We start from the raw sequence: 12,803 nt of genomic DNA on the forward strand, positions 1-12,803 counted from the left end.
CAAACCTTCAGATACCCGAATTGCAGTGCAGCTCAGAGATAATTCACAACAAAATGCGTGACCGCAGTAAATTCGCCGGATGTCATTCTTCCGTTACGGGAGATCAAATAAGCCGTAAAGTTGAGTGTGTTCTTCCCTGGGTTAAGCACATAATCTGGTGATGGTTCGCCCAGACGAATTTGCTGTCCTTTGCTGTCGTATATTTCTATTGCTAAATTTTCAGTTTCCGACTGCACGCTCAGATAATCAGGATTGTCCCTGTCAGGCGCACCAGAAAAGGTAATATTGGCGCGTTGAAACACATTCCCGGAATGTTGAGAATCCCCTAATGAACATCCCAGCAAATGAATACTGAAATCATGCGCGGACACTTTTTCTGGTCTTCCGGAAATATCTCTGGCAGAGAGATCATCGAATTCAACCAGTAGCGACCGGTCGCGCGGATCAACATAACAGGCTGCCTCAATAATATTTCCTCGCATGCGCATTTTGCCGGGCGTACTGTTTAGACGATTGGCGCCAGCCATAACCCATGCAGGCGAGATAAAGACAAAAAGCAGTAAAATTCGCCATCCAGGCATAACCGTATTTCCTTTCAGTTATTCGCAGGAAGGGTTAAGCAGGCGCATTAATGCGCCCGCTGCGGGTAATTACTGATAGTCGATCTGGAAATTAACGGTAGATTCGAAATCACCCGGCGTTACCGCTGCAGAAGCGTTGTTTGCCTGCAGATAAGCAACGAAATCAATGTCGGTTTCGCCGTCAGTGATGTTGACCTGAGAGGCAGCTTTACCCCATTCCACGTCCTGGTTGCCGCTGTCAACCATACCAATACCCGCGCCCTTTGCAGTACCAGAGGTGAATGCGGCCAGGGCGTTGTTGTCGGTATCAATTGTTGCCGGGGTATAGGTCACAGTGGCCGTTTTCGCAACGGTGGTGTCGCAGCCCTGAAGAACGATTTTGGCATGCTTAACGCCAGCGCGTTGGTTGTCTTTTAACTGAGAGGTTGGGATCTCACCAAAATTAACCTGCACCGGGCTGGATTCAGGTGCCAGACCACATGCGGAATTAACCAGAGAACCGGTGAATTGAATTTTACCGTTAGTCGGCTCGACATTTTTTGCAGCGAAAGCAGAAGAGGCAGTCAAAGTCATTCCCGCCATCAGCGCGCAGGCCACAGCCACGTTTTTCATTTTCATATTACTACTTAACCTTATATCCGTTTTTAGTTATTCCGACGATCTATTTCCGCAGACACTTAACGTCAGGGAAATGCTGATCTGCAGGTGGCGGTAGCGCATATCCCTGCAAACAATCCATCTCAACCCGCCCCTTATTTTGAACATCATTGGCATTCAATACGAAATACCGTCCACAGCTGTTCAGGCTGTTTCGGGGCTTATATTAAGTCGGCAGAAAAATGACACAATGCAAAAATACGGTATTAATCAAACTCAGGGAATCGTGTTGTATCACCGCCTGCATAACGATCGTTTACCTAAAAAACCACCAGAATCCAGGCACATACCAGTGTTAATATCTATTATTTTGCATTTTTATAGAGCTTTTATCTATCAACTATTTTTTTATTTAGTCCGGATACCAGGCAAAATGTATTTATGAAAGTTTTGTAAAAATGAAAGTGGATATCAAAAGCGAGTAATGACAATAAGATAGTGACAGAGAGAAAGGAGAATGAGACAACTTATAAGAAATATTAAAATATTGTTATATAAATATTAATGAAGCGATCTATGGCGCAACCATTTTTTATAAATAAATTATGTTATGCTATTGCTTCCCCCACTCGAATGCGAGATATCCTGCTTTAAAGGAGACATCAGTGATTTCTCATATACCAATAAACAAAATTAAATCCGTAATTATTGGTGATGGCTTAGTTTTCAGACCAAATAAAAATACCCTAAAAGACCTGACATCGGGTGAAATGGCGACATTGAATAATGTGGCAACGCAATTACTGCTCTATTTGTTGCAAAATGGTAAAGAGATTTCCTCGCGCGATGAAATTCTGCTGAATGTTTTCCAGCATAATGGCGCCCGGGCGACGGATGCCAATCTCAACCAGCACATTTCATTTCTGCGTAAAGCAATAACGTCAACGGGTCACCCTGCCGAGCTCATCGTCACCATTCCGAGAATGGGATTTCGGATGGGCGACGTCAATATCAATATTCAGCAACTGGAAGAGGCGCAAACTCCAGCGCGAATTGCCCATGTTGCAAAGAAGCTCAACAAAAAGAACCGAAACCGATGGCCAGTCGCGATAACAACGTTAATCACCGGTATCGCAGTGCTGGCGACAGCGTGGTTAACATGGATACCCAATGAAATCGCCATGACGGACGCAGCTATTCTGCGGACAATCGACTACGAGCAATGCCGGGTACATATATTAGGGAATGCTCTTACCGATACCATAACTGAAAAGAAAGCGCTGGATATATTCAAGTCAGTAGGGATTAACCCAAACTGTTCGCATCCAAAAGATCTCTATCTTAATACGTGGGCGAGCAACCATAACCTGGTTGAGTGGTCGTTTGCCGCTGAATGCGGACTAAACCTCGGCTATTACCATTGCGTCAGCCAGTATCGTCATTATGAGGAATGATATGAAGCAGGAAAGCGATCACTCTCCTTTACTGTGGTCAGTGGTAATTGCCATTTTTGGGCTGGCGGCCATTGCTTTTTTCATTATTGTCGGGAATGCGAAGAAACAAGAAATCAGCTTTTCATGCTCATCGGAATTTACGTCGATACTCGACATCCAAAATAGCAAAAAGGAACTCAACGGAATTATGCTGATCACTAGCTACAATTCCGGACACCTTTCATTGTCAGTACAGGGGAAATTCAAAAGTGATGATGGTGAGTTCACTGTTAGCCGAAAACTGTTCTTTCGCTACGCCCGTCCGCTCGGCCATACCGCAGGCGTTTTCATGCTCACTCCCGATGGACGTGAAAAATCCCCCGATGATGACGCAACGGATGCTGTCGATTACCTCTTCTTCGACGCTTACGAACGTGCCGACAAGCTGTATATGCTGAAGCGCCTGAATGAGGAAACGGTTCTTATTGGCGATAACTTTTCACCCCGCTTCGCCTGCGTGATGAATCACTTCGCGGGTTAATCGCCTCTACGATATGCGTCGGGTTAAGGATGACCTGATGTGTTTCCCGCCCGGCAGCGCGGAGGTAGCAATGCAGTGTAATGATGGGATTGTTATTTGGGGTGGGCTAAAACGACGAAAGCCTGAATCATTTCTGATTCAGGCTTTCTGAATAGTGGCGGAATGGACGGGACTCGAACCCGCGACCCCCTGCGTGACAGGCAGGTATTCTAACCAACTGAACTACCACTCCGCGTTGTGTTCCGCTCGGGAACGAAGCGAATATTACGGATTGCCTCGCGCCTCGTCAACGCTTTTTCTCACGTTTTTAATCGTTTGCTGCAAAAATCACCCGAATGGTCATTTCTGCACTGTAATTGGGTCATTTACGCCCGCCAGAGACAACTTCCACCCTTCTTCTGCACCAGGTCAAGGCGCGATTCATGGGCCGCTAACTCCTCATCAGTGGCGAAAACAACGCGTAGTTTACTGGACTGCCGAACAATGCGCTGGATCCCCGTGTCATTTTGCTGCTGGCTGTCACCTTCCATCGAGAACGCCATGGTGGTCTGCCCACCGGTCATCATCAGATAAACGTCGGCCAGAATCTGGGCATCGAGCAATGCGCCATGCAGGGTTCGTTTACTGTTGTCTATTTCATAGCGCGAGCATAACGCATCGAGGCTGTTTCGCTTGCCAGGAAACATTTTCCTTGCCAGCGCCAGGCTATCGGTTATTTTGCAAAATTCGTTGGTTTTCGGAATATCACGATTGAGCTTAGCAAACTCGTAATCCATAAAGCCGATATCAAACGATGCGTTATGGATGACCAGCTCCGCGCCGCGAATGTAGTCGAGAAACTCGTCGGCCACCTCGGCAAACGTAGGCTTATCGAGCAGGAATTCGTCTGCGATTCCGTGTACGCCAAACGCTTCCGGATCCACCAGCCGATCCGGCTTCAGGTAAACGTGGAAGTTATTACCGGTCAGGCGGCGGTTCACCACTTCGACCGCACCGATCTCAATGATCTTGTGGCCTTCGTAGTGGGCGCCAATCTGGTTCATACCGGTGGTTTCGGTATCAAGGACTACCTGTCGTGTAATTCCAGTGCTCATAACGGTCATTTATGTCAGACTTATCGTTTGATTTCGATTTGCTAAAACAGGAAGTCTACCAGAGATGCTTAAACAGGTAGAAATTTTCACCGATGGTTCTTGCCTGGGAAATCCAGGGCCAGGTGGTTACGGGGCAATTTTACGCTATCGCGGGCGCGAAAAAACCTTTAGTGAAGGGTACAACCTCACAACCAATAATCGCATGGAGCTGATGGCGGCAATCGTTGCGCTGGAAGCCCTGAAAGAACAGTGTGAAGTGATACTCAGCACCGACAGCCAGTATGTGCGCCAGGGCATTACACAATGGATCCACAATTGGAAGAAACGCGGCTGGAAAACGGCAGATAAAAAACCGGTAAAGAACGTCGATCTGTGGAAACGTCTGGATGCCGCGCTGGGTCCGCATCAAATCAAATGGGAATGGGTTAAAGGCCATGCGGGCCATCCGGAAAACGAACGCTGTGATGAGCTTGCGCGCGCCGCGGCAATGAGTCCCACTCAGGATGATATTGGGTATCAGGCCGAGTCTTAAGCGTCCGGCTTGCGGTATTGCCGGGTAGCGCCAACGGCCTGGCGGATAGGCGTTTTGCTTTTATTTTGTTTCATTGGGTTGAGCGTAAGTGGGATGGTTCGCTTACGTGCGACCACCAGTTGCAAACATCCCAGGGCAGGAATATGGGCGCTTAACATTTTCCCGCCTTTCTTGTTCCAGGGCAGAACATGAAAGCGGCTGTAGTGCAGCACTTCAAAATTTAGCAAAGAGAGCCAGTCCAGTTGACGCATGAGGGTAAACATCCGGCTGTTGTAAGGCGGGGTCTTGCGCAATACCGGCACCAGTTTACGCAGTCCCATCAGGCTTACCGGATTAAACCCGCTCAGAATCAACCAGCCGTCATCAATCAGCACACGATCGGCTTCGCGCAGTAACCGATGCGGATCGTCACACCACGGTAACGTATGGGCCAACAAACAGACATCCACCGACTTGTCGGCAAAGGGCAGATGTAAAGGATCGGCCGTTACCTGCATGGGAGAACCCAGCAAAGAAACATTTACCTGATGAGAAACCGCGCACGCTTCAGAATCGATTTCTGCGCTTAAATTACCAATTTTAAGCAGATGAAAACCGTACATTTTTGCGAACCACGGGTTAAGCTGATGCTCCAGCGCCTCACGATAGTATTCGCCCCAGGGTAAATCATCCCAGCTCACGGGCGCTACGACAGTTTGAGGGATCCTTGCCGGTTTCATCATAACCTTCCGTTTCGCATTGAGAGGTAAGATATGAATCTTAACAGTATTCCTGCATTTCAGGACAATTACATCTGGGTCCTGTCAAATAATGACCAACATTGTCTGATTGTTGACCCGGGAGAAGCCGCCCCAGTTCTGCAAGCCATTGCAGAACATAACTGGGTGCCAGAGGCCATTCTGCTGACCCACCATCATCAGGATCACGTTGGCGGCGTGAAAGAACTCCTGCAACACTTCCCACAAATAGTGGTATACGGACCGGCTGAAACGCAAGATAAGGGAACGACGCACATAGTCGAAGATGGCGATATTGCTCTCGTATTGGGGCATGAATTTAAGGTAATTGCTACGCCGGGTCACACTTTAGGACATATCTGTTACTTTAGTCACCCTTACCTGTTTTGTGGCGACACGCTCTTTTCTGGTGGCTGCGGTCGGCTTTTCGAAGGTACTGCAACACAGATGTATCAATCACTTAAAAAGATCAGCGCACTTCCCGATGATACTTTGATTTGTTGCGCGCATGAGTACACATTAGCAAATATGAAGTTTGCTTTAAGCATCCTCCCGCACGATTCGTTCATAAATGAATATTATCGTAAAGTTAATGAGTTACGCGTAAAAAAACAAATGACACTACCCGTAATTCTGAAAAATGAGCGGCGAAATAATATTTTTTTGCGAACTGAAGATATTGATTTAATTAATGAAATAAACAAAGAAACAATATTGCAACAACCTGAAGAGCGTTTTGCCTGGTTAAGGTCAAAGAAAGATACGTTCTGACAATTCCGGGTTGCCTTTTGAAAACTTCGCCGTTATGATCGGTCGTCTTTTAAGCAACTATTGACACACACATGAAGGCAAAAGCGATATTACTCGCCTCTGTCCTGCTTGTTGGGTGCCAGAATACTGGTAACGTCCAACAGCACGCACAGAGCCTTTCTGCAGCTGGTCAAGGGGAAGCAGGAAAGTTTACAAGTCAGGCGCGATGGATGGACGATGGAACATCTATCGCTGCTGATCAAGATTTGTGGGCTTTCATTGGTGACGAGCTAAAGATGGGAATTCCGGAAAACAGCCGGATTCGCGAACAGAAACAGAAGTATTTACGCAATAAGAGCTATCTCCACGATGTAACTTTACGGGCAGAGCCGTATATGTACTGGATAGCCGGGCAGGTTAAGAAACGTAACATGCCAATGGAACTGGTATTACTACCCATAGTGGAGAGCGCTTTTGATCCTCACGCAACGTCTGGCGCCAATGCCGCAGGTATTTGGCAGATCATTCCGAGCACGGGGCGCAATTATGGTTTAAAGCAGACCCGCAATTATGATGCACGTCGCGACATTGTGGCTTCCACCACTGCCGCGCTCGACATGATGCAGCGTCTGAACAAGATGTTTGATGGCGACTGGCTACTGACCATTGCTGCTTATAATAGCGGTGAAGGTCGCGTGATGAAGGCGATCAAAACGAACAAAGCGCGTGGTAAATCCACCGACTTCTGGTCGTTACCGTTGCCTCAGGAAACGAAGCTGTATGTGCCCAAAATGCTGGCTTTGAGCGATATTCTCAAAAACAGCAAGCGCTATGGCGTGCGTCTGCCTACAACAGACGAAAGCCGCGCATTGGCACGTGTTCGCTTGAATAGCCCGGTTGAGATGGCTCAGGTTGCCGATATGGCGGGTATATCCGTCAGCAAGCTGAAGACCTTCAATGCAGGCGTGAAAGGCTCCACGTTGGGTGCCAGCGGTCCGCAATATGTGATGGTGCCAAAGAAGCATGCAGAAAAGCTGCGTGAGTCTCTGGCTTCAGGCGAAATTGCAGCCGTGCAGTCAACGCTGCTCGCGGATAACACGCCGCTGAACAGCCGTAGCTACAAAGTTCGCTCTGGCGATACGCTTTCTGGTGTTGCTTCACGTCTTGGCGTGAGCACAAAAGACCTGAAACAGTGGAACAATCTGCGTGGTTCTTCCCTGAAAGTAGGCCAAAGCCTGACGGTAGGCGCTGGAACCAGCGCGCAGCGCCTGGCTAATAACAGCGATAGCATCACCTATCGTGTGCGTAAGGGCGACTCGCTGTCGAGCATTGCCAAACGTCACGGGGTTAACATCAAAGATGTGATGCGCTGGAATAGCGACACGGATAACCTGCAGCCTGGCGATCAGCTAACGTTGTTTGTGAAAAACAACGGTATGCCGGACTCCTGATAACATTGTAGAAATGAAGGCACTGGTTTCCCCCCAGTGCCTTTTTTATTTATCCTGCTTTATGCGCCTCTACCATTATCGTGTCGCTGGTAAACGATCCCTCTTCCTGTAATGCAAAGTAGGCCTTCACGTCAGCAGATGCACTCTCCTGGTATAAACGAATCGCTTCGGTCAACGCCGCAGGCGTACGCATCCGCGCAACCCACGAACTGAACTCCAGCGGCAAGCGGTCAGTTAACAAGGTGTCAGCAATGAGATTCGCGTCATTGATTAAAGACAGCCACTCCCCGCTGGAATAATTGCGTACGTGCGAGGTATCACGCAACGCTTCCACGGTTTGTAACCAGATATCACGTACAGGGTGACCCGGCGACATCACATCCATCACGATCAGTACGCCGCCGGGCTTCAGGACGCGGTTCACCTCCCGCAGCGCGCGCCCGACATCATGCCAGTGATGCGCGGAATAGCGGCTAATCACCACATCAAACGCGTTATCTTCAAATGGCAGGCTTTCGGCATAACCCTGGCGCGTGGAGAGGTTTTCCAGCCCCCTGTCTTTTGCCGCCTCCGCCACCACTTCAAGCATTTGTGAAGATAAATCATAAGCTACGACCTGCCTGACGTGTTGCGCAGCCACAAAACTGGCATGCCCTGCTCCGCATCCCATATCCAGTAACCGGGCTTGCGGAAATGCTGACAATCTTGCGGACAGGCGTTGCAAATCGCGGCCAGAGGCATGTACCGCACTGGTCAAATAGACATTAGCCTGAGAGCCAAACTGTTTTTCGACGTTGTCATGATGGGAGCGTGTTGTCATTGTGTTGTCCTTCGGTTGTTGTTTAATAAGAAGGGCAGCACCACTACAGGTCTGCCCTACGGCAGACCTGACACACCGTTATTGTTCAGGTTTGCCGGGACTGAATTCAACGAGTAGCGGATTGTGATCGGATGCGCGGGTGACCAGCACAGAGGCTTCACTCACGTTCAAACCACGATAGAACACAAAATCGAGAGGGCGACCAAACGCGCGTCGGCGTTGATCGTCGGTAAAGCGCACCTGGCGCAGCGACATTTCGCGCGCAAAGCGGTACAGCGCATTCATCCGTCGACGGCTCCAGGCATTAAAATCACCCGCCATGATCACCGGACCGCTGTGATGGGCAATTTGATCGCCAATAGGAAGTAACTGCTTACTATAAACATCAACGCCGAGGCTGAAATTTACCGCGTGGATATTCACCACCATCAATAAACGCGTATCAGGCAATGGGTAAACCGTCACCAATGCCGATTTCGCCAGCCGTAAAATAGGCTCACGCTCGCGCAATGGACAGCAGTAAACAGGATGGGCGGCAGAAAGTGTCATGACGCCAGAGGGGTGCTGAGGCAGCACAAAGGCGGGTACCTGGTCGGCAGCGAGATAGTTAGCGGTCGCAAACTGCACCAGTTCAGGCGTGGTTTGCGCTTCCTGCAATAACACCAGATGCGCATCTTTGCCAAAATTTTTCAGCACCGACTGCCATTCTGCACGCTGCTGCTTAAAAATATTCCATACCAGTACGCGAATGCGATCTTCACTGCTTAACGGAGCGCCTGCGGGTAATGCCTGGCCAATATGCGCAAACGACCCTGGCGGTAAAATCCGCTCAACGGGCTGTCCGGCAACATAACGCATGGCATAGGTGTTTTTTCGCACTTTAGACTTTCAAACCTCTGTAACGTCAACCAGTCCGCAGCCGGACTGGTTCTTCTGTTATAGGGATTTTAGCACTCACTTTCAACGAACAATTGCAGTTTGTTTCGTAAGTGGGCGCTTACATCAATGATTTACCCCAGAGCAATGCGTACAGGTTTATCAAGGCGACCGCTGACGCCCATCAGTAAGAAAGCCACCAGAACAATGAGGGCGCCAATCCACGGCGTCTGCGCCAAACCGTAATGCTCCACCGTTTGCCCGCCAATCACTGAACCCAATGCAATACCAATGTTAAACGCTGCAATGTTGAGTCCTGATGCCACATCTACCGCATTAGGCGTGAATTGTTCGGCTTTCTGAACAACGTAGACCTGCAAACCCGGTACGTTGCCAAAGGCAAAGATCCCCATCACCAGAATAGTGGCCAGTGCGGCGTACTGAGTGGATGCGGTCACCTGGAAGACCATCAGCAGAACAAACAGTGCGGCGAATATAAATTTCAGCGCAGGAACGGCACCATGCTTATCTGCCAGTTTGCCGCCCCAGATATTGCCGATAGCCACAGATACGCCATAGCCCAGCAAGATCCAGCTTACTGCTGCCGGGGAGAATCCTGCCAGATCCTGCATCATCGGCGCCAGGAAGGTGAATGCCGTGAATACACCGCCATAGCCCAGCGCCGTAACGGCGTAAATCAGCAACAGACGAGGATGGGTCAGCACTTTCACCTGGTCACGAATGCTGGCGGCCGCCCGACCGGGAATGTTGGCCGGGATCAGCAGTTGGCTACTAATCAGCGCAATCACGCCTAACATTGATACCGCAAGAAAAGTTTCGCGCCAGCCAAAATGCTGACCGATGAATGTCCCCAGCGGCACGCCCGTAACCAGCGCCACCGTTAAGCCGCCAAACATAATGGCGATCGCGGAAGCCGCTTTCTCTTTCGGCACCAGACTTGTCGCGATGGTAGAGCCAATTGAGAAGAACACACCGTGCGCCAGCCCCGTCAGCAGACGGGCGACGATTAATGTCATATAGCCCGGAGCCTGCCATGCCAGCAAATTCCCGGCCGTAAACAAGACCATCAGCGCGACCAGTAACTGTTTACGCGGTAAGCGTCCGGTCAGAGCAGTCAGCACCGGCGCGCCAATAGCCACGCCCAGCGCATAGATTGAAACCAACATTCCGGCGGAAGGTAACGAGATCGCCAGTTGTTGAGCAATGGTCGGCACCAGGCCGACAATCACAAACTCAGTCGTGCCAATAGCGAAGGCACTTATTGTCAGTGCAAATAAAGCGAGAGGCATAAATAACTCCATAACATCAGTAATCAGATGACACGCAGTATGCCTGGATGTTTTAATGACAAAAATATTCAAAATATCAATTTAATTTTGCTTCAGGTGCAAAAATGAAAGCAACCTCCGAAGAACTTGCAATTTTTGTTGCTGTCGTGGAAAGCGGCAGCTTCAGCCGGGCGGCAGAGCAGCTTGGACAGGCAAATTCCGCTGTCAGCCGGGCAGTTAAAAAGCTGGAGATGAAGCTCGGCGTCAGTCTGCTTAATCGTACGACCCGACAACTGAGCCTGACTGAAGAAGGTGAGCGATACTTCAGGCGCGTGCAGCAGATACTGCAAGAAATGGCTGCAGCAGAAACGGAAATCATGGAATCACGTAATACCCCACGCGGCTTACTGCGTATCGATGCGGCAACGCCGGTAATGCTGCATTTCCTGATGCCGCTGATTAAACCGTTCCGTGAGCGGTATCCCGAGATGACGTTGTCTCTTGTCTCCTCAGAAACGTTCATCAATCTTATTGAACGAAAAGTGGATGTTGCGATACGCGCAGGCACGTTGACTGATTCAAGTCTGCGCGCACGTCCGTTATTTACCAGCTACCGCAAGATTATCGCTTCACCTGACTATATTGCCCGTTTTGGCAAGCCAGAGAGTGTTGAAGAGTTAAAACGGCACCTGTGTCTGGGGTTTTCTGAACCCATCTCGCTCAATACCTGGCCAATAGCCTGTAGCGATGGGCAGCTCCATGAGGTCGAATGTGGGATTTCTTCCAACAGCGGGGAAACGTTAAAACAGCTTTGCCTGAGCGGTAACGGCATTGCATGTCTTTCAGATTATATGATTGACAAAGAGATCGAGCAGGGAGAACTGGTGGAACTGCTGGCCGATAAGCGTCTGCCGGTAGAAATGCCTTTCAGCGCCGTTTACTACAGCGATCGTGCCGTCAGTACACGTATCCGGGCATTTATCGACTTCTTAAGTGAACATATAAAAACAGCTCCTGAAGGAGCTGTGAAAGAGGGTTAAAGGGTACAAAGGGTCAGGCAATTAATCCCACTCAGGGGCCAGACCTTCCGGGCTAACCAGGCGATCGTTGCAATCCAGTGCCGCGATCGCTGCTCTATCTTCGGCATCCAGATGCAGTTCCAGTGCCAGTAGGTTACTTGCCAGGTTTTCACGCTTGGTGGAAGAAGGAATTACTGAGTAACCTTCTCCCATTGCCCATGCCAGGATAACCTGTGCCGGAGTGGCATTGTGTTTTGCGGCGATGCGTGCAATCACTTCATCTTTCAGCGCTTTACCGTAAGCCAGCGTCATGTAAGAGGTGATGTGGATACCGTGCGCTTTCGCCCAGTCAACCACCCGACGGCTCTGCAGATACGGAGACAGTTCAATCTGGTTAGTGGCGATGTTCTCCACGCCCACTGTAGCAATGGCTTTTTCCATCAGCGGAATGGTGAAGTTTGAAATGCCAATTTCGCGAGTCAGCCCTTGTTCTTTAGCTTCAAGCAATGCCTGCATACATTCTTCGACAGATACGGCGTCACCCGGAGATGGCCAGTGGATTAGCGTCAGATCGACATAATCCGTACGAAGTTTTTTCAGGCTCTCTTTCAGGCTTGGGATCAGCTTGTCTTTGCTAAGGTTTTCAATCCAGATCTTGGTGGTGATGTACAGCTCGCTACGTGGTACGCCGCTCTCAGCAATCGCCTGGCCAACAGCCGCTTCATTATCATAGATTTGCGCAGTGTCGACAGCACGGTAGCCCAGCTCTAGCGCCGTTTTAACAGAAGCGATAACCACGTCGTCTTTCAGGCGAAAAGTACCTAAACCGAATGCAGGGATAGTCATGAAATTCCTCTTTTTAATCACAATGTTCGTTTACGGAGAGGATTATGAACTTCAGCGCTTTATAGAAAAAGAATGAAAAATGCAGAGGATTTTTGCGAATTTAGCAATAATTAAATCGCAGGCAAAGAAAAAGCCCTGAGCGTTAGCTCAGGGCTCTTAATAAGTGGCGGAACGGACGGGACTCGAACCCGCGACCCCCTGCGTGACAGGCAGGTATTCTAACCAACTGAACTACCG

General features: G+C 49.5%; 14 protein-coding genes and 1 tRNA gene. 6 read left to right on the top strand and 9 right to left on the bottom strand.

From position 1 onward, the window contains the following. Positions 1-32: 32 nt before the first annotated feature. Both OGV69_RS16015 and OGV69_RS16020 read right to left on the bottom strand, forming a co-directional pair. A complete protein-coding gene (locus tag OGV69_RS16015; protein WP_069323838.1) occupies positions 33-581 on the bottom strand; it encodes a fimbrial protein in 549 nt (182 codons plus the stop codon). Between the two features lie 69 nt (positions 582-650). Then, positions 651-1,199, bottom strand: coding sequence for a fimbrial protein (locus OGV69_RS16020; protein ID WP_038637500.1), 549 nt, complete (start codon positions 1,197-1,199; stop codon positions 651-653). Positions 1,200-1,948: 749 nt separating this feature from the next. Between OGV69_RS16020 and OGV69_RS16025 the strand changes: the two genes are divergently transcribed. Further along, a complete protein-coding gene (locus OGV69_RS16025; RefSeq protein ID WP_226809209.1) occupies positions 1,949-2,632 on the top strand; it encodes a winged helix-turn-helix domain-containing protein in 684 nt (227 codons plus the stop codon). A 1-nt stretch (position 2,633) separates the two neighbouring features. After that, positions 2,634-3,152: a FidL-like protein gene (locus OGV69_RS16030; protein WP_038637494.1), complete on the top strand. Its 519-nt coding sequence runs from the start codon at positions 2,634-2,636 to the stop codon at positions 3,150-3,152. 155 nt (positions 3,153-3,307) lie between these two features. On the opposite strand, the gene OGV69_RS16035 is transcribed toward OGV69_RS16030, so the two are convergent. Then, positions 3,308-3,384 (bottom strand) — tRNA-Asp (locus OGV69_RS16035). 133 nt (positions 3,385-3,517) lie between these two features. After that, complete coding sequence (gene dnaQ, locus OGV69_RS16040) at positions 3,518-4,246, bottom strand: DNA polymerase III subunit epsilon (RefSeq protein ID WP_069324010.1); 729 nt, start codon at positions 4,244-4,246, stop codon at positions 3,518-3,520. A 64-nt stretch (positions 4,247-4,310) separates the two neighbouring features. Here dnaQ and rnhA point away from each other — a divergent pair, with 64 nt between their 5' ends. Next, a complete protein-coding gene (gene rnhA / locus OGV69_RS16045; RefSeq protein WP_006685987.1) occupies positions 4,311-4,778 on the top strand; it encodes a ribonuclease HI in 468 nt (155 codons plus the stop codon). Here the strand turns inward: rnhA and OGV69_RS16050 are convergent. Then, positions 4,775-5,497 (bottom strand): class I SAM-dependent methyltransferase, encoded by a 723-nt coding sequence (locus OGV69_RS16050; protein WP_038637488.1) that lies wholly within the window; start codon positions 5,495-5,497, stop codon positions 4,775-4,777. The two genes, rnhA and OGV69_RS16050, sit on opposite strands and share 4 nt — an antisense overlap. Before the next feature lie 33 nt (positions 5,498-5,530). Between OGV69_RS16050 and gloB the strand changes: the two genes are divergently transcribed. Then, positions 5,531-6,286 carry a hydroxyacylglutathione hydrolase gene (gloB, locus tag OGV69_RS16055; protein WP_069323837.1) on the top strand — a complete coding sequence of 252 codons (756 nt, stop codon included), beginning with the start codon at positions 5,531-5,533 and terminating at the stop codon, positions 6,284-6,286. Between the two features lie 71 nt (positions 6,287-6,357). After that, on the top strand, positions 6,358-7,716 hold the full coding sequence (gene mltD / locus OGV69_RS16060) for a murein transglycosylase D (RefSeq protein ID WP_042310500.1): 1,359 nt from the start codon (positions 6,358-6,360) through the stop codon (positions 7,714-7,716). A 49-nt stretch (positions 7,717-7,765) separates the two neighbouring features. Here the strand turns inward: mltD and OGV69_RS16065 are convergent, their stop codons facing one another. From OGV69_RS16065 to OGV69_RS16075, 3 genes are all read right to left on the bottom strand, one after another. Continuing rightward, positions 7,766-8,536 (bottom strand): class I SAM-dependent methyltransferase, encoded by a 771-nt coding sequence (locus tag OGV69_RS16065; RefSeq protein WP_069323836.1) that lies wholly within the window; start codon positions 8,534-8,536, stop codon positions 7,766-7,768. A gap of 78 nt (positions 8,537-8,614) precedes the next feature. After that, entirely contained in the window at positions 8,615-9,415 is an 801-nt protein-coding gene (locus tag OGV69_RS16070; RefSeq protein WP_038637479.1) for an endonuclease/exonuclease/phosphatase family protein, read from the bottom strand. 131 nt (positions 9,416-9,546) lie between these two features. Continuing rightward, positions 9,547-10,722: an MFS transporter gene (locus OGV69_RS16075; protein ID WP_038637474.1), complete on the bottom strand. Its 1,176-nt coding sequence runs from the start codon at positions 10,720-10,722 to the stop codon at positions 9,547-9,549. Positions 10,723-10,826: 104 nt separating this feature from the next. On the opposite strand from OGV69_RS16075, the gene yafC reads away from it, so the two are divergent. Continuing rightward, positions 10,827-11,741 carry a DNA-binding transcriptional regulator YafC gene (yafC, locus tag OGV69_RS16080; protein WP_069323835.1) on the top strand — a complete coding sequence of 305 codons (915 nt, stop codon included), beginning with the start codon at positions 10,827-10,829 and terminating at the stop codon, positions 11,739-11,741. Between the two features lie 21 nt (positions 11,742-11,762). Here the strand turns inward: yafC and dkgB are convergent, their stop codons facing one another. Further along, positions 11,763-12,566 (bottom strand): 2,5-didehydrogluconate reductase DkgB, encoded by an 804-nt coding sequence (gene dkgB, locus OGV69_RS16085; RefSeq protein ID WP_069323834.1) that lies wholly within the window; start codon positions 12,564-12,566, stop codon positions 11,763-11,765. Between the last annotated feature and the right edge of the window lie 237 nt (positions 12,567-12,803).

Source organism: Citrobacter sp. Cc139 (genome assembly GCF_030334645.1).
Lineage (GTDB): Bacteria > Pseudomonadota > Gammaproteobacteria > Enterobacterales > Enterobacteriaceae > Citrobacter > Citrobacter werkmanii.

Coding starts and splice junctions, on each gene's coding strand:
- OGV69_RS16015 (WP_069323838.1), bottom strand. CDS start 581: ATGCCTGGATGGCGAATTTTACTGCTTTTTGTCTTTATCTCGCCTGCA.
- OGV69_RS16020 (WP_038637500.1), bottom strand. CDS start 1,199: ATGAAAATGAAAAACGTGGCTGTGGCCTGCGCGCTGATGGCGGGAATG.
- OGV69_RS16025 (WP_226809209.1), top strand. CDS start 1,949: ATGGCGACATTGAATAATGTGGCAACGCAATTACTGCTCTATTTGTTG.
- OGV69_RS16030 (WP_038637494.1), top strand. CDS start 2,634: ATGAAGCAGGAAAGCGATCACTCTCCTTTACTGTGGTCAGTGGTAATT.
- dnaQ (WP_069324010.1), bottom strand. CDS start 4,246: ATGAGCACTGGAATTACACGACAGGTAGTCCTTGATACCGAAACCACC.
- rnhA (WP_006685987.1), top strand. CDS start 4,311: ATGCTTAAACAGGTAGAAATTTTCACCGATGGTTCTTGCCTGGGAAAT.
- OGV69_RS16050 (WP_038637488.1), bottom strand. CDS start 5,497: ATGAAACCGGCAAGGATCCCTCAAACTGTCGTAGCGCCCGTGAGCTGG.
- gloB (WP_069323837.1), top strand. CDS start 5,531: ATGAATCTTAACAGTATTCCTGCATTTCAGGACAATTACATCTGGGTC.
- mltD (WP_042310500.1), top strand. CDS start 6,358: ATGAAGGCAAAAGCGATATTACTCGCCTCTGTCCTGCTTGTTGGGTGC.
- OGV69_RS16065 (WP_069323836.1), bottom strand. CDS start 8,536: ATGACAACACGCTCCCATCATGACAACGTCGAAAAACAGTTTGGCTCT.
- OGV69_RS16075 (WP_038637474.1), bottom strand. CDS start 10,722: ATGCCTCTCGCTTTATTTGCACTGACAATAAGTGCCTTCGCTATTGGC.
- yafC (WP_069323835.1), top strand. CDS start 10,827: ATGAAAGCAACCTCCGAAGAACTTGCAATTTTTGTTGCTGTCGTGGAA.
- dkgB (WP_069323834.1), bottom strand. CDS start 12,566: ATGACTATCCCTGCATTCGGTTTAGGTACTTTTCGCCTGAAAGACGAC.